General features: G+C 70.8%; 16 protein-coding genes. 4 read left to right on the forward strand and 12 right to left on the reverse strand.

The window, feature by feature from the left end:
* Positions 1-87 precede the first annotated feature (87 nt).
* The 5 genes from NYE39_RS10100 to NYE39_RS10120 all read right to left on the reverse strand — a co-directional run bounded on the left by NYE39_RS10100 (position 88) and on the right by NYE39_RS10120 (position 4,325).
* Positions 88-573, reverse strand: a complete 486-nt coding sequence (locus tag NYE39_RS10100) for an ASCH domain-containing protein (RefSeq protein WP_072625883.1) — start codon at positions 571-573, stop codon at positions 88-90.
* Between the two features lie 19 nt (positions 574-592).
* Complete coding sequence (locus NYE39_RS10105) at positions 593-1,099, reverse strand: hypothetical protein (RefSeq protein WP_072625884.1); 507 nt, start codon at positions 1,097-1,099, stop codon at positions 593-595.
* 213 nt (positions 1,100-1,312) lie between these two features.
* Positions 1,313-2,107 carry a M57 family metalloprotease gene (locus tag NYE39_RS10110; RefSeq protein WP_192911100.1) on the reverse strand — a complete coding sequence of 265 codons (795 nt, stop codon included), beginning with the start codon at positions 2,105-2,107 and terminating at the stop codon, positions 1,313-1,315.
* 248 nt (positions 2,108-2,355) lie between these two features.
* Positions 2,356-3,162, reverse strand: coding sequence for a M57 family metalloprotease (locus NYE39_RS10115; RefSeq protein WP_072625886.1), 807 nt, complete (start codon positions 3,160-3,162; stop codon positions 2,356-2,358).
* Positions 3,163-3,308: 146 nt separating this feature from the next.
* On the reverse strand, positions 3,309-4,325 hold the full coding sequence (locus NYE39_RS10120) for an LLM class flavin-dependent oxidoreductase (RefSeq protein ID WP_341012580.1): 1,017 nt from the start codon (positions 4,323-4,325) through the stop codon (positions 3,309-3,311).
* 71 nt (positions 4,326-4,396) lie between these two features.
* On the opposite strand from NYE39_RS10120, the gene NYE39_RS10125 reads away from it, so the two are divergent.
* The 3 genes from NYE39_RS10125 to NYE39_RS10135 all read left to right on the forward strand — a co-directional run bounded on the left by NYE39_RS10125 (position 4,397) and on the right by NYE39_RS10135 (position 6,252).
* Positions 4,397-5,116, forward strand: coding sequence for a SprT-like domain-containing protein (locus NYE39_RS10125; RefSeq protein ID WP_341012581.1), 720 nt, complete (start codon positions 4,397-4,399; stop codon positions 5,114-5,116).
* A gap of 118 nt (positions 5,117-5,234) precedes the next feature.
* Positions 5,235-5,456, forward strand: a complete 222-nt coding sequence (locus NYE39_RS10130; protein ID WP_072626379.1) for a mycoredoxin — start codon at positions 5,235-5,237, stop codon at positions 5,454-5,456.
* Between the two features lies 1 nt (position 5,457).
* Positions 5,458-6,252, forward strand: a complete 795-nt coding sequence (locus NYE39_RS10135; RefSeq protein WP_341012582.1) for a GTPase domain-containing protein — start codon at positions 5,458-5,460, stop codon at positions 6,250-6,252.
* 21 nt (positions 6,253-6,273) lie between these two features.
* On the opposite strand, the gene NYE39_RS10140 is transcribed toward NYE39_RS10135, so the two are convergent.
* Genes NYE39_RS10140 through NYE39_RS10160 form a run of 5 tightly spaced genes read right to left on the reverse strand, consistent with a single transcriptional unit; the run spans position 6,274 to position 11,864 of the window.
* The gene (locus NYE39_RS10140) at positions 6,274-7,542 is read right to left on the reverse strand and encodes a cyclopropane-fatty-acyl-phospholipid synthase family protein (RefSeq protein WP_341012583.1); all 1,269 of its coding nucleotides are present in this window, start codon (positions 7,540-7,542) and stop codon (positions 6,274-6,276) included.
* The gene (locus tag NYE39_RS10145) at positions 7,539-8,921 is read right to left on the reverse strand and encodes an FAD-binding oxidoreductase (RefSeq protein ID WP_341012584.1); all 1,383 of its coding nucleotides are present in this window, start codon (positions 8,919-8,921) and stop codon (positions 7,539-7,541) included. The genes NYE39_RS10140 and NYE39_RS10145 overlap by 4 nt, the downstream gene beginning before the upstream one ends.
* 31 nt (positions 8,922-8,952) lie before the next feature.
* On the reverse strand, positions 8,953-9,723 hold the full coding sequence (locus NYE39_RS10150) for an alpha/beta hydrolase (protein WP_072625889.1): 771 nt from the start codon (positions 9,721-9,723) through the stop codon (positions 8,953-8,955).
* The gene (locus NYE39_RS10155) at positions 9,723-10,979 is read right to left on the reverse strand and encodes a glutaminase (protein ID WP_341012585.1); all 1,257 of its coding nucleotides are present in this window, start codon (positions 10,977-10,979) and stop codon (positions 9,723-9,725) included. The genes NYE39_RS10150 and NYE39_RS10155 overlap by 1 nt, the downstream gene beginning before the upstream one ends.
* Positions 10,980-11,021: 42 nt before the next feature.
* Positions 11,022-11,864, reverse strand: coding sequence for a MerR family transcriptional regulator (locus NYE39_RS10160; RefSeq protein ID WP_192911105.1), 843 nt, complete (start codon positions 11,862-11,864; stop codon positions 11,022-11,024).
* A 102-nt stretch (positions 11,865-11,966) separates the two neighbouring features.
* Between NYE39_RS10160 and NYE39_RS10165 the strand changes: the two genes are divergently transcribed.
* The gene (locus NYE39_RS10165; protein ID WP_072625891.1) at positions 11,967-12,374 is read left to right on the forward strand and encodes a hypothetical protein; all 408 of its coding nucleotides are present in this window, start codon (positions 11,967-11,969) and stop codon (positions 12,372-12,374) included.
* Between the two features lie 3 nt (positions 12,375-12,377).
* Here the strand turns inward: NYE39_RS10165 and NYE39_RS10170 are convergent, their stop codons facing one another.
* Both NYE39_RS10170 and NYE39_RS10175 read right to left on the reverse strand, forming a co-directional pair.
* On the reverse strand, positions 12,378-13,547 hold the full coding sequence (locus tag NYE39_RS10170) for an endonuclease (RefSeq protein WP_341013401.1): 1,170 nt from the start codon (positions 13,545-13,547) through the stop codon (positions 12,378-12,380).
* A 275-nt stretch (positions 13,548-13,822) separates the two neighbouring features.
* Complete coding sequence (locus NYE39_RS10175) at positions 13,823-14,860, reverse strand: NAD(P)-dependent alcohol dehydrogenase (RefSeq protein WP_341012586.1); 1,038 nt, start codon at positions 14,858-14,860, stop codon at positions 13,823-13,825.
* Positions 14,861-15,118: the final 258 nt, after the last annotated feature.

Below are 15,118 nucleotides of genomic sequence, written 5' to 3' on the forward strand. Positions count from 1 at the left end.
CGCAGGAGTAAGAAACTTTTGCGAAGGGGCAGTTTCTCGGGTGACCCGGGAATCGTGCGGCGGGTGGGACCAGCGCACCGCCGGCGGCTACTCCGCGTGCAGGACCCGCAGCTCTTCCAGCACGACCGGCATGTCCCGGACGAAGCCCCGATCGTGGCTCGCGTGCCGGGTGAAGAAGTCCTCGTGCACCCGCCGCCAGTACTCCAGCGTCAGGTCGCCCTCGCCCTCGGCGCGGGCGTGCGCGGCGTCGACCTCGTCGAAGGGGACCACCCGCACCCTCGTCGTCACGACGAGGGCCCGTGGGGTCCCCGAGCCGTCGACGACGATCCCGAGCGTGCCCTCGGAGGGGACCTCCTCCCCTTCGCTCTCGTAGTCCCACAGGGCGCTGGCGGTCGCCGTCTTGTCGCCCGCGAGGACGAGCCCGAGCAGCTCGTCGGCCTGCTCGGGCGTGGCCCCGAAGCCCCAGGCCGGCGGGCGCAGCACCGCGAGCGGGTTGACCCCGGTGTAGCTGCTGACCTGCGCGAGGTCGGCGTGCTGCTGCGCCCGCTGCCAGAAGGCTTCGATGTCGTCCATCACCACATCGTGTCAGGGATCAGAGGCGACGGCACTGGTCCTCCTTGTTGCCCTTGACGATGTTGCGGGCGCCCTTGGGAGCCGGGCTGTTGCTCTTGCACTGGAGGTTGCCGTCGACGCGGTTGGAGTAGATGCTCTTGTAGCCGGAGCGGTTGCTGAAGACCTGGATGTCGCCGTCGACGATGTTGCGGTTGAGGGTCAGACCGCGACCCTGCTCGAGCTGGATGTTGCCGTCGACGCGCGAGTCCTCGACCTTGACCCACAGGTGACCCTGGGACTGGATGTTGCCGTCGACGTTGATCCGCGCGGCGGTGAACTTCGCGCCGGACTGGACCTTGATGTTGCCCTTGACCCGGGTGCCGTACATCCGGCAGGTCGCGCCGCGGGGGACCTTGACGTCGTCGACGGTCACGGCACGCAGCGTGCCGCGACAGGTGCGCTCGTCGGCCGACGCACTCGGCGCGACGACGGCGGTGGCGGTGAGCAGGAGGCCGGCAGCGGCCGCGGAGGAGAGAAGACGCTTCATGGTGGCGTGCCTTTCGGGCTTCACTGGCCGGCCCCGACGGCGCGACCTCGTGCCACCGAAGGTAGACACCGTCGATGAGGCACCCATGAGGCAACGGTGAGGATCCCCTCATGGGCCGTTCACGCAGCGTCCACCTGCGGGCACGCGGCACCCCCTTCGCCCTGCCGGAGCACACGGACGAAGGGGGTGCCGGTCACCCTCTCGGGTGGTGGCTCAGGAACCGTAGACCGAGCGGATCCCCTCGCGATCCGCCGCGGTCATGCTCAGGTCGTCAGACGATCCGTTGCACTGCGGGTAGTGCATGATCGACGACGAGTCGTAGGGCGTCAGCGGACGCCAGTTGTTGTCCTCGAAGCACGTGCCGGCCTCCGGCCGGGTGTGCTCGTGACGGAAGCCGAGCGCGTGACCGAGCTCGTGGGCGAGGATGTTGCTCGGGCTCCACGAGCCGGCGTTGAAGAGCTGGTTGGTGCTCACGAGGACGTTGCGACTGCGCTTGGCGGTGCTGGGGAAGAAGGCGCGCGCGATGTACTGCGTCGTCTTGGTCGGCTCGACCGAGAAGACGACGTTGTTGTTGCGCGTCGTGCAGCTCTTGTCCTGGCTGGAGACGTAGGTGAAGTTCACGCCGGAGCTGGCGGCCTCCCACTGCGCCGCACCGCTGGCCATCGCGTCACGGACGCGGCCGTGGTCGGAGCCGAACTTCGTGCTGACGCAGTAGGTGAGGTTCTTGGCCTGGGTCGCGGTCCAGACGTCGTCCTTGCCGTAGACGGTGTTGATGATGAGGGCGTCGCTCTGCTGCGGGTTGACGAGCTGCTGGTAGAACTCGCGCAGCTGCTTCTCGCCCGACAGGGGGATGTCGCCGTTGACGATGTACTGGTGGTCGGCGTCCTGGTAGGTCTGCGACGTGAAGTCGTCGTACGTCGGCTCGTCGCTCGACGCGGCGTTGCTGACGCTCATGGCGCCCATCGACACGGTGGCGGCAATCGCCAGCACGCTTGCAACACGCTTCATCTGGTCATCCTTCGTCTCGTCGGAGGCGCGGTCGCGCCACCCAGGTGAAGGGAATGTATGACCGTGACGAGCCCGCGACGACCAGCTTCGGGTAAGGACCTGGGCGCCACTGCCCGGACTCGGTCAGGCAGTGGTCACCTCGCGGTGGGCATCCCCCGGAGACAGGACGCCCCCTTCGCCCCGGGGAGGAAATCCGGGGCGAAGGGGGTATCCCTTCCCAGGGTGGTTCCCGAGCAGGGGGGAGAGGCTCAGGAACCGTAGACCGAGCGGATCCCCTCGCGATCCGCCGCGGTCATGCTCAGGTCGTCAGACGATCCGTTGCACTGCGGGTAGTGCATGATCGACGACGAGTCGTAGGGCGTCAGCGGACGCCAGTTGTTGTCCTCGAAGCAGGTGCCGGCCTCCGGCCGGGTGTGCTCGTGACGGAAACCGAGCGCGTGACCGAGCTCGTGGGCCAGGACGTTCTCCGCGCTCCAGCCCGAGGAGAAGATCTGGTCGGTGTTGACCAGGACGTTGCGCGTGGACGTCGCCGTGCTTGGGAAGAAGGCCCTGGCCACGTAGTTGGCGCCGCTCACCGGCTCCACGGAGAAGAGGACGTTGGAGTTGCGGGTGGTGCAGCTGGCGTCCTGGCTGGAGTCATAGGTGAAGTCGACTCCCGAGCTCGCCGCCTCCCACTGGTTGCCGCCGGCCTGCATGGCGCTGACGATCGCCGCCTTGTCGGAGCCGAAGCTGTCGCTGACGCAGTAGGTGAGGTTCTGCGCCTGGCTGGCGCTCCAGATGTCGTCCTTGCCGTAGACCGTGTTGACGATGAGCTGGCTCTCGTACTGCGGGTTGACGAGCTCCTGGTAGAACTCGCGCAGCTGCTTCTCCCCGGCCAGCGGGATGTCACCGTTGACGATGTACTGCCGGTCCGTCGGGTCCTGGTAGGTGGAGGCCTTGTACTCCTGGTACGTCGGCTCGTCGCTCCCGTCGGCGTAGCCGAGGCTGGCAGCTCCCATGGACAGCGTGGCGGCGAGGCCCAGGACGGTGGCAGCGCGCGTGGTGGTGCGCTTCATGTGGCGTTCCCTTCATCAACCCGGCAGCACGGTCGTGTCGCCTTCGTGAGTGGACGCTATGCGCGGCCTGCACCATGACTCCATCCTCGTGCCGTCACGGTTCGGGCAGTCGCCGTCAGGACTTCGTCAGGAGGGTCGAAGGGGGGTCAGCTCCCGCTGTCGTCCAGCCCGGCGAGGATCTCGAGGGTCCGGATCCGTTGCGGCAGAAGGGGAGCCGGGTTGGTGACCATGAGCTCGTCGGCGTCGGACAGCGCGGCGAAGTCGGCCAGACCCTGTGCCACCTCGGCCGCATCACCGGCGACGGTGTGGGTGAGCATGTGCCGGGCCTGCGCGCCGACGTTGGTGTCGAGCAGCGCCGTCACCATCTCCTCGTCGAGGCCACCCGAGCCGACCCTGCCGGCGAGCATCCGCACGCGGGCCCGCAGCACTCGGTCGCGGGCCTCGGCGGCCTCGGCCGAGTCGTCGGCCGCGATGACGTTGAGCGCGGCGATGACGTGCGGCTGCTGCAGCTGCTCGCTCGGCGTGAAGCGCTCGCGGTAGACGCGCACCGCCTGCTCGAGGGCATCGGGCGCGAAGTGGCTGGCGAAGGCGTAAGGCAGCCCGTAGGCGGCGGCAAGCTGGGCGCCGAAGAGCGACGAGCCGAGGATGTAGAGGGGGACCCGGGTCCCACGACCGGGGTAGGCGTGGATGCCGTCGACGATCGACTCGTCGGCGAGGTAGCCCTGCAGCTCGCGCACGTCCTGGGGGAAGGCCTCGGCGGCACGTGGGTCGGTGCGCAGAGCGCGCAGCGTGGCGCCGTCGGTGCCGGGCGCGCGCCCGAGACCGAGGTCGATGCGGCCCGGGTGGAGCTCGGCGAGGGTGCCGAACTGCTCCGCGATGACGAGTGGCGAGTGGTTGGGCAGCATGACGCCGCCGGAGCCGACGCGGATCCGTCGGGTCTGCGAGGCGACGTGCGCGATGAGCACCGAGGTCGCTGCGGAGGCGATGCTCGACATGTTGTGGTGCTCGGCGAACCACAGTCGCTCGAAGGCACCCAGGTCGTCGGCCCGCTGCGCGAGGGTGACGGTGTCGGCGAGCGCCTCGCTGATCGGCTGGTCGCGGCCCACGGTGGCCAGGTCGAGGAGGGAGAGCTTCGGGATCACACCCGTGGCAACCGCCCGCACCAGGTACATATTCCCCGGGCACGTCGTCCCCAGACCCACCCCGACGAAGGGGGTCGTCCCCAGGTCATCGCGTGGTCCGGGCACGTCTCGGCGAGCGCCTACGCTCGGTCCTCATGGAGATCGGGGCGGCACGCGAGATGGCACGGGGGCTCATGGACGAGCACGGCCTGCAGGGGTGGCAGCTGACCTTCGACCGGGCCAAGCGGCGTGCCGGGGTGTGCCGCCCGGGGCAACGGACCATCGGGCTGAGCTGGCCCCTCACCGAGCTGCACGACGTCGCGCAGGTCCGCGACACCGTGCTCCACGAGATCGCCCACGCCCTCGCCGGGCCGGGCGTCGGGCACGGCCCGGCGTGGCGCGCGATCGCGGCGTCGATCGGCGCGGTCCCCGAGCGCTGCCTGCCGACCGAGGCCGGGACCATCCCCGGCGACTGGGTCGGCACCTGCCCGGCCGGGCACACCATCGACCGCCACCGGCGCCCGACCCGCGTCTCCTCGTGCCGCCAGTGCAGCCGCGGCTTCGACCCCGACGCGATCTTCACGTGGACCCACCACGGGGTGCCCGCGGTCATGCCCCCTTCGTACCAACGCGACCTGGCGACGACGCAGCTGTCGGCCCGCCGCGAGGGCGCCGGGGAGCTCGTCGCCATCGGCGACCGGGTGCGCGTGCTCACCCCGGGGCGCTACGAGGGCTTCGTCGGGGTCGTCGTCAAGCGGGGCCGCACCCGCTTCCACGTGCGCGGCCGAGGGACGCTGCTCACCGTGCCCTTCGACCACGTCGAGGCCGCCTGACGGGGTCGACAGGCCCCCGAGTGCGGGAGATCCGGGCAACTCGTGGTTGGCTGGAGGGGTGAACGTGCGCGAGATCCTGCCCCCCGGCCTCGACCTGCCCGCTGACGGCACGGTGACGATGTTCTCCACGACGTGGTGCGGCTACTGCCGTCGCCTGAAGTCCCAGCTGGACCGTGAGGGCATCGCCTACACCGAGGTCAACATCGAGACCACGCCCGGCACGGCCGAGCTCGTCGAGACGATCAACGGCGGCAACCAGACGGTGCCGACGCTGCTCTTCCCCGACGGGTCGTCCGCGACCAACCCCTCGCTGGCCGACGTCAAGAAGCAGCTCGCCTGACATGGCGCGCATGTCCTCCGCGACCCGCACCGCCGTCGGCACGAGCATCGCCGGTGGGGCCCTCTCCGCGCTGTCGGGGGCGCCACACCAGCTGAGCCACCTCTTCCGCGGGCGCTTCCCGACGGTCGCCGTCACCGGCATGACCGGCGTCGGCAAGACCCGCCTCGCCGACCGCCTGGCCCGCCGCACCTCCGCCGAGAGCACCGTCGAGGTGGGCTCGGCGACGATGGAGCGCCGCACCCGGCGGATGGCCAAGGGCCGCGGCTTCCGCTTCCGCGTCGTCCCCGGCGACAACGCCGCGACCCGGTTGGGCGCGCTCGACGAGGTCTTCCACGACGACCCGGTCGACGGGGTGCTCCACGTCGTTGCCTGGGGGCACGCCACGGCGCGCCGCACCGCCGGGACCTCCGGCGAGGCCGTCGCGACCCGCGAGGAGCTGCTCGCCGCCGAGCTCGAGGACTGGACCATCACCGCACACCGCATCGCCTCGATGGCGCTGCGCCGTGACAAGCCGGTGTGGCTGGTCATCGTCGTCACCAAGGCCGACCTCTTCCCCGACGAGGTCGACGAGGCGGTGCGCTACTACTCCCCCGGCAGCGGCTCCCCCTTCGCCGCCAAGCTCGACGAGCTGCGCTCCCTCGCCGGAGGCGCCCGCCTCTCCGTCGACGTGCTGCCGATGTGCACCGAGCCCGGCGAGGCCACCGACAAGGCGGCCCGCAAGGACGCCGGCAAGCGCTGCAGCGCGATGCTCACCGCCCTCGAGTCGCGCATGGGGCAGCTCTCCGGGCACGCCTGACCGCCCGCCCCCGCTGGCCGGTCAGAAGGTGTGGCGCAGCGGATAACCACTGACGCCCGAGGAGTCCGTCCTGGTCGCCAGGACGTGCGTCAGCTCGATGTCGTGGCGCTCGAAGCCGATCCGGGAACCCACGAGGTAGAGGCCCCATAGGCGGGCCGTGCCCTCACCGACCTCGGCGACGCACTCGTCCCAGTGCTCGACGAGGTTGTCCACCCAGCCGGCGAGGGTGCGGGCGTAGTGGACCCGGAAGTTTTCCGCGTGCTGCAGCTCCAGCCCCGCGTCCTGCATCCGCGCGATGACCGTGCCCGCACCGGTGAGCTCCCCGTCGGGGAAGACGTAGCGGTCGATGAAGGCGCCGGTGCGGGTCGAGCGGTTGTGGTCGCGGGTGATGCAGTGGTTGAGCAGGCGCCCGTGCGGCCGCAGCTTGTCGCGCATCGCCGCGAAGTACGCCGGGTAGTTGGCCACGCCGATGTGCTCGGTGAGACCGATCGAGCTGATCGCGTCGAAGTCGCTCTCGGGCACGTCGCGGTAGTCCATGAAGCGCACCTCGGCCAGCTCACCCAGGCCCTCGCGGTCGATCGCCCGCTTGGCCCAGTCGGCCTGCTCCCGGGAGAGCGTCACGCCGAGCGCCTTGACGCCGTGGTGCTTCGCGGCATGGCGGACCATGCCACCCCAGCCGCAACCGACGTCGAGCAGCCGCTGCCCGGGCTGGAGGTCGAGCTTGCGGGCGATGAGCTCGTACTTGTACTCCTGCGCCTGCTCGAGGCTGGCGTCCGCGGTCGGGTAGACCGCGCACGTGTAGGTCATCGACGGCCCGAGGACCAGCTCGTAAAAGCGGTTGGACACGTCGTAGTGGTGGTGGATGACCTCCGCGTCGCGAGCGCGGCTGTGCCTCAGGCCCTCGACGACCCGGCGCCAGCGCGGCAGGTGCTCCTGCGGCGGGGGCGGCGGCGGGTTGAGGTGCTCCCACCCGAGCCCGCGCACGAGCTCGAGGGCCTCCGCCGGGCCGGGGACGCGCCACCGGTCGGTGCTGCTCATCAGGTCGAGCAGCGGGTAGAGGTTGCCCGGGTGGAAGCCGGTGCCCGTGAGGTCACCGGCGACCCAGGCCCGCGCCATGCCGAGGTCTCCGGGCGCGGTGAGCAGGTAGCGCAGGCCGCGCTCGGTCCGCAGCTCGAGACCGATCGGCGCATCGGCCGGCCCGGCGGCGCTGCCGTCGTAGGCCGTGACGCGTACCGGCAGGTCGGCGGGGAGGATGCCGGCGAGGGCGTCGGCGATCTTGATCGTGCTCACGGGGTACGGACCACCTTGTCGTAGAGGTCGGTCAGTCGGCCGGCCGGGTCGTAGCGCCGCCGGACGGCGGCAAGCTGGGCGCCGCCGTAGAGGCGGTCGAAGTCCTCGCGCGTGTAGAAGGCCTCGGAGTAGAGCGACTTGTGCCCGCCGAGGGCGGTCACCTCGGCCTCGATCGCACGGTTGCGCGGCCCCTCGGGCGCCTCCGGACCGACGTGGACCGTGCCCCAGAAGCCGACGTTGACGTAGGTGCGCCCGGGCTCGAGCGGGTAGCCGGGCCAGGTGCGTGCCCGACCGTCGATCTCCCGCAGACGAAGGGGGCACAGCCACACGGGCCGCATGCCGATCCGCGCGTCGAACCACTCGAGGAAGTCGGCCAGCCGGTCCGTGGGCACCTCGATGTCCTGGATGACCCGCTCCCGGCGTGGCCGCCCGGCGCGTGCGTCGAGCCGGTCGACGATGCCGTGCCGCCGGTCGAGCGCCACGAGTCGGTGGTAGACGTCGGAGCGGCGCCAGCGCCTGGGCCACAGCCGTCGCACGACGGGGTGCTGCACCCCAAAGGCCCCGGAGCACCAGAACCAGTCGGTGTCCCAGCGCCACAGGTAGTCGTGCATCGTCAGCAGGTCGCTCGTGCGCTCGCGCACCGAGCGGTAGTAGATCTGCTGGCCGGTGTAGTCGCTCGTCTCCCCCGGCTCGTCGGTCCACCGCGCGAGGGTCAGGTAGATCTCGTCCGGGGCGAAGGCCACCCCGTCGAGGGCGTCGACCCGCTCCCCGTCGCGCTCGCCGGCAGCGACGATCTCCTCGATCGCGGCGGCGGCCGCGTGCGCGTCGTCGAAGCCCAGGTGCCGCAGTGCGACCCGCGACGGCACCTCCTCGAGCTCGATGTGCAGTCGGGTGGCGTAGCCGAGCGAGCCGTAGGAGTTGGGGAAGGCGTGAAAGAGGTCGGCGTGCTCGCCCTCCGGCCGGGCGGTGACGATCTCGCCCGACCCGGTGAGGACGTCGAGCTCGAGGACCGACTCGTGCGGCAGGCCGTTGCGGAAGCTCGTCGCCTCGATGCCCAGACCGGTCACCGCCCCGCCGAGGGTGATCGTGCGCAGCTGCGGGACGACGAGCGGGATCAGGCCGTGCGGCAGCGTGGCGGCGACGAGGTCCTCGTAGGTGCACATGCCCTGGACCTGGGCGGTCCGCGTCGTCGGGTCGACCTCGATGACCCCCGCGAGCCCCGTGACGTCGAGACTCGGCACCTCGGTCTGCGCCCGGGGGCGGAAGAGGTTGGACGTGCGTTTGGCGAGCCGGACCGTGGCCCCGTGCGGGATCGCCGCGTGCGAGCGGACCAGTCGCTCGACCCCGGCCTCGTGTGCCTGCCAGCCAATTATCTGCATCGAGCACACAACCTACTCCTCGGGCCGGAGGTCAGGACAGCGGGTTTCGTCCCGCGTCGGTGCTGCCCTCGACGGCGGCACCGCCGAGGTCCTGCGTGGCGAATCGGGCGACGACCTCGAGGCACTCGCTCGGCGCCTCCCACAGGTCGTTGTGGGTGCGGCCCGGCACGACGACCCGCTGCGACGACGAGATCCCTCGTGCCAGCTGCTCGCTCATCGCCAGCGGCACGAGGTCGTCACGCTCGCCGTGGACGAGCAGGGTCGGCACGTCGATCCGCTCGAGCAGCGCATCGGTCTCCCAGCGATCGGGGACCAGCTGCCGCGGGAAGACCCGCACGACCCGCTGCACCATCGCGGTCATCGAGGTGAAGGGCGAGACGAGGACGAGACGCCCGCCCCCCTTCGAGGCCCCTCCGTCGTGGAGGAGGCCCTCCGCGGCCAGGTGCGCCGCCACCGACGAGCCGAGCGACTCACCCACGAGCACCGTCCGCTCTGCGCGAAGGGAGAGGTGCGCCAGCCCGTCGCGTGCAGCCGCGAGGATCGCCTCCTGGTGCGGACGTCCCGCCGCCGGGCCGTATCCGGGGTACTCCACGGCCGCGAAGCCGAGGCCGTGCCGGGCGAAGAGCCCGGCGAGCGGGCTGATCGAGGCCAGATCAGAGCCGTTGCCGTGGAAGTAGACGATCGTGCGACCGCCTTCGGGGGCCGGCGCGTGGACGAGGTGGGTGCCTGCCGCCGTCGTCTCGACGGGCAGGCCACCCTCCGGGTCCCACGCGGGGACGGGGTAGATGAGTCGGCGCAGCATCACTGGTCGGCCAGGAGCGGGAGGCGCCGCCCGTCGCCGGGGTCGGCATCGGGTATGACGTCGTCGGTGTCGACGAGGTAGACCTCGTGCCCGTCGAGGCGCAGCCGGCGCGCCGTCTCGAGGAGCATCCGCCGGCCGACGTCGGTCACCGAGTGCACGCCGGTGAGGTCGAGCACGACGGCATGATGCTCGGGCGGGTCCTGCGAGAGCCGGCGCGCGACGAACTCGGCGCCGCTGAAGCCGATGGTGCCCGACAGGTAGTAGATGCGCATGGACTCGCCGCCGCGCTGGACGACCCGCGTCGACTGGATCACCGAGCGGGCTGGCGGCTCGACCTTCATGAGGTGCATGCCCATGTCGCGGGAGAGCCGCCCGAAGGTCTCGACGCCACGCACGCTGTTGCCGTGGGCGTCGAGCGGCGGGGCGAAGGTCGCCAGGCCAGCCTGCCCGGCCAGCGCCCCGATGATGCCGCCGCCGACGCCGCTCTTGGCCGGGATGCCCACCGAGGAGACCCAGTCGCCCGCGGAGTCGTACATGCCGCAGGTGAGCATGACCGACATGACGTGGCGGACCTGGGCGCCGGTGAAGACCTGCTTGCCGGTCACCGGCTGCACGCCGCCGTTGGCAAGGGTCGCCGCCATGAGCGCGAGGTCGCGCGCGGTGACGAGCACGGCGCACTGGCGTGAGTAGGCGCTCACGACCTCCACCGCCGAGTCGGTGAGGATGCCGTGGCTACGCAGCATGTGGGCGATCGCCAGGTTGCGGTCGGCGGTGGCGACCTCCGAGCGCCACACGTCCTCGTCGACGGACAGCTCACGACCGGCGAGGTCGGACAGGAGCCGGATGATCCGCTCGACCCGCTCGTGGGGCGCGGTGTCGGGCTCGCCGACGAGGGTGTGGGCGGTGATCGCCCCGGCGTTGATCATCGGGTTGCGCGGGCGGCCACTGGCGTCGAGGGAGAGCTCGTCGAAGGGTTCGCCGCTCGGCTCGACGTCGATCTTCGCGAGGACCTGCTCCAGACCGTGGTCGCGCACGGCCAGCCCGTAGACGAAGGCCTTGGAGATCGACTGGATCGTGAACTCGTGCTCGGCGTCACCGACGGCATAGACCTCGCCGTCGATCGTCGCGAGCGCGATGCCGAAGCGGTCGGGGTCGACCTTCGCCAGCTCGGGGATGTAGGAGGCGGGCTCGCCCCCCTTCGTCGCGGAGCAGGCCTCGGCGACCTCGGTCAGGTAGTCGGGCAGGGGAGAGCGCATGTCCTGATCCTGTCAGGCGAGGACGAAGGGGGCGAGCGTGCGTCACGCCAGCGGCACGCACACCTCGGTGACGAGGTCCTCCGGGGCGGCCTGCGAGGGGTCGACGAGATAGCGGTTGAAGCCGAGGACGGCGATGTCGTCGTCGATGCCGGAGCGTGGGGCGAGGGTCAGCCCCTCGGACCGGACCAGCTCGTCGATGCGGGCATGGGCCTCGCTGAGCTGCGTATACGGCCCCTCGACGCGAGCGAGGACGACCTCCTGCTCAGGCAGCTCGTGCACCTCGAGGGGCGCCTGCGCGGTGGTGCCGGGAGGCACGGGCCACCAGATCGACAGGGTCGGGTCGGCCTCGCGGTACTCGGGGTCGTGCTCGAAGACGCCGCACGGGCCGATGGGTGTCAGACCCTGGCGCCCGAGCTCGGGCATGAGCCGCTCCCACAGCCTGCCCTCCTGGTCGTAGGCGGGGACGGTGCCGCGCAGGGCGACGACGGTGCGGGCGGGGACGGTCGTACGGGTGACGATGATGGTGGACATGGCAGTGCCTTCCTGGTCGAGGAGCTGGTCGATGAGTGCCAGCCGCTCCTTGGCCGCGCGCAGCTCGTCGCCGAGGGACTCCCGCTGCAGGGCGAGTGCCTGCCGGTAGCTCTCGGTGCCGTGGGCGGCGAGGAGGACCGAGATGGCGGAAATCGTGAAGCCCACGTCGCGGAGCCGCCGCACGTGGGCGGCCTCGGCGAGCTGCTCGGGCGCGTAGCGGCGGTAGCCGGAGACCGCGTCCACGTCGGCGGGCACGAGGATCCCGTGCTCGCCGTAGTGGCGCAGCATCCGCACGCTGAGACGCGACCGGTAGGAGAACTCGCCGATCGACATGAGGTCCGGGGTGTCGGTCATGGGCCCACCCTGTCGCCTCACACGGTGTGAGGGTCAAGGCCGCAGTGGAACCGGGACAGGCTCCGACCCGTCCCATCCCCGACAGCGACGACAGGAGCAACCATGACCCACCGGCACCTCACCCTCACGACGGCCCTCGCCCTCGCGCTGCCCCTCGGCGGATGCGGGGTGCTCGACCGGGACCAGGCCCCCGTCCCGATGACGATCACCGCGAACGACTGGAACGGCTGGGACCCCGACCACGAGTCCACCGAGACGACGACCGAGGTCGAGGCGGTCGAGGGCCAGACCGTCCGCGTCGATGACGGCCTCGAGATCACCTTCACCGACGTCGGCGACGACGAGGTGGAGATCCGCACGAGCGACGCGATGTCGCCGGTCAAGGAGGGCGGCGGCATCGACCTGACGACGGACGAGATGGAGTTCACCGTCGAGCGGGGAAGCGCGCTCGAGCTCGCCACGCCGACGATGGACGCGGGCACGACCTACGAGCTGGTGCTCACCGACTGAGCCTCACCAGATCGACTCGACCCACTCCGGGTGGTCGATGAAGGGGTTGCGGTTGCCCTGCCAGTTGTCGTGGATCCGCTCGTTTCGCCGCTGCTCGAAGGCGTCCGGCGGGTCCTGCTGGCTCCACTGCTTGAGGACCGAGAGCCGCCCCATGTAGGGGTTGGAGCCGTTGTTGACCTGGTCGTTGACCTCGAGATCGACCCGGTCGCCCGCCTCGTAGCGGACCGCCATGTAGAAGATCATCCGGGCCACGTCGCCCTTGAACGCGTCACGCGGCTCCCACGAGTCGCTGTCGGAGTAGTTGCCGGGCGCCTCGTCGTTCTCGCTGCCGCCGTTGTCGAAGTCGAGGTTGCCGCGGTCGCTGTTGACCGTGACGTCGGTGGGGCGCAGGTGGTGCAGGTCGGTGCCCGGGCCGTTGGAGGTGCCGAAGTCGCCGTGGCTCTTGGCCCACACGTGCTCGCGGTTCCAGTTGTCGACGTCGCCGCCGTTGTTGGACTTCGGCGAGCTCGTGCCCTTGTAGAGCAGGACGACGTTGTTGGTGTTCTGCGGGTCCTCGTCGACGTCCTTGATGCCGTCCCAGACCTGGTCGTAGGACAGGACGGTGTTGTTGCTGATGATGTCGTGCAGCTTCGACTTCAGGGCCGAGCCGGTCAGGCCCGCGGTCCCGTCGTAGTAGCTGCCGGGATCGGTGGGCTCGCCCGGCTCACCGGGCTCCTCCGGCTCCTCGGGGGTGGACCCGTCGGCGAGGGCGATGGCGCTCGTGCCGGTCATCCCGGGGTGGGAGAAGTAGCTCTCGAGCGCTCCCGTGACGTCGACCTGCTGGCCGACGAGGTCGGGGTTGGAGGCCAGCCCCCACTGCGAGCGAAGCGCCGACGGCACCTGGACGTAGAGGATCTTCGAGGTGTCGCTCTCCCCCTTCGTCGCCGCGACCGCGATGGCGTAGTCGTTGGGGAAGCGGCTCGTTACGACCCGGTCGGTCGCGGTCGGCTGGCCGACGACGTAGCCGCGGACGGTCTGGGTGGACCCGTCCTGACGGCCGAGCGCATCGGTGACCGAGGGCGCCGCGGCGGACTGGACCGCGGCGGCGGTCGTCTGGGTGACGGCCTGCGCAGGGAGGATCGGGACGGCGACGAGGGCGACGGCGGCGGTGGTGCCGGCGAGTCGACGGAGCATGCGGGACACGAGCGGACCTCACGGGGTGGGCGAAGGGGGTCGCGCCCATGTTCGCGACCCCCTTCGGTCCGCGGGTGAACGATAGGTCAGCGCGAGGTCGCAATTCACCCTGCGCTTGCCCACGACACCCACGTCGACGCCAACCAGGCGGTCGGCGACGTGGTCCGCGACGTGGCCCCCCGGGCGTGCACAAGAGGTCGTCCTGATGCATCTCGTGACGTTCGTCGGCCGCGAGAAGCCCCCAGGACGACCTCTTGTGCTCGGGGGTGCGTGCCTCAGATCGTCGCGGCGTCGATGACGAAGCGGTAGCGCACGTCGGAGGCGACGACGCGGTCCCAGGCCTCGTTGACCTTGTCGGCCGGGATGACCTCGATCTTGGCGCCGATGCCCTTCTCGGCGCAGAAGTCGAGCATCTCCTGGGTGCCGGGGATCCCGCCGATGTTGGATCCAGCGAGCGCCTTGCTACCTCCGATGAGCGAGAAGACCGGGACCTCGAAGGGCTCGGCCGGGGCGCCGACGTTGACCAGGGTGCCCTCGGGGGCGAGCAGCGACAGGTACCGCTTGATCGGCAGGTCGGCGCTCACGGTGTTGAGGATGAGGTCGAACTTCCCGCGCAGGTCGGTGAAGGTCTCGTCGTCGCTCGTCGCCCGGTAGTCGGTGGCGCCGAGCGCGAGGCCGTCCTCCTGCTTCTTCAGCGACTGCGAGAGCACGGTGACCTCGGCGCCGAGGGCGACGGCCAGCTGGACGCCCATGTGCCCGAGCCCGCCGAGACCGACGACCGCGACCTTGGAGCCCTCGCGCACACCCCAGCGGCGCAGCGGCGTCCACGTCGTGATGCCGGCACACAGCAGGGGGGCGGCGACGTCGAGCTCGATGCCCTCGGGGATCTTCAGCGCGAAGTCGGCGTCGACGACGACGTGCGTCGAGTAGCCGCCCTGCGTGATCGTGCCGTCGCGATCGGTCGCGTTGTACGTGCCGATCGCGTCGGGGCAGTACTGCTCGTTGCCCGCCCGGCAGGCATCGCACACCCCGCAGGAGTTCACGAGACAGCCGACGCCCACGCGGTCACCGACGGCGTGCTTGGTCACCTCGGAGCCGACCTCGGCGACGACACCGGCGATCTCGTGGCCGACGACGAGGGGGTACGGCACGTCGCCCCACTCGCCGCGGGCGGTGTGGATGTCGCTGTGGCAGATGCCGGCGTAGGCGATCTCGATGAGGACGTCGTTGGGGCCGACGTCTCGACGCTCGATGGTCGTCGCGGTCAGGGGTTCGGTGGCGGACGGGGCCGCCCAGGCCTTCACGGTGCGCACGGGGCGCTCCTCTCGAGTGGACGAAGGGGAACCCCCTCAGTCAACTCCCGCTCCCCGCGAGGACCAAACGCGGCCTGCGCCCGGTGGCGCCCCCCTCGGGCGCTGACGGCTCGAGGCGCGCCACCCCCTTCGCCCCCCTGGGCGTGGATATCGACGATGGACGCGGTCATTGCCGCGTCCATCGTCGAAAACTGCGTCAGGACGTCGAGACGGGACGACAAGGGGCCTTCACTCCGCCCACCATCCGCCTCTCACCCC

Origin of the sequence: Janibacter sp. FSL W8-0316, assembly GCF_038004165.1 — a bacterium.
In the GTDB taxonomy this organism is placed as follows: domain Bacteria; phylum Actinomycetota; class Actinomycetes; order Actinomycetales; family Dermatophilaceae; genus Janibacter; species Janibacter indicus.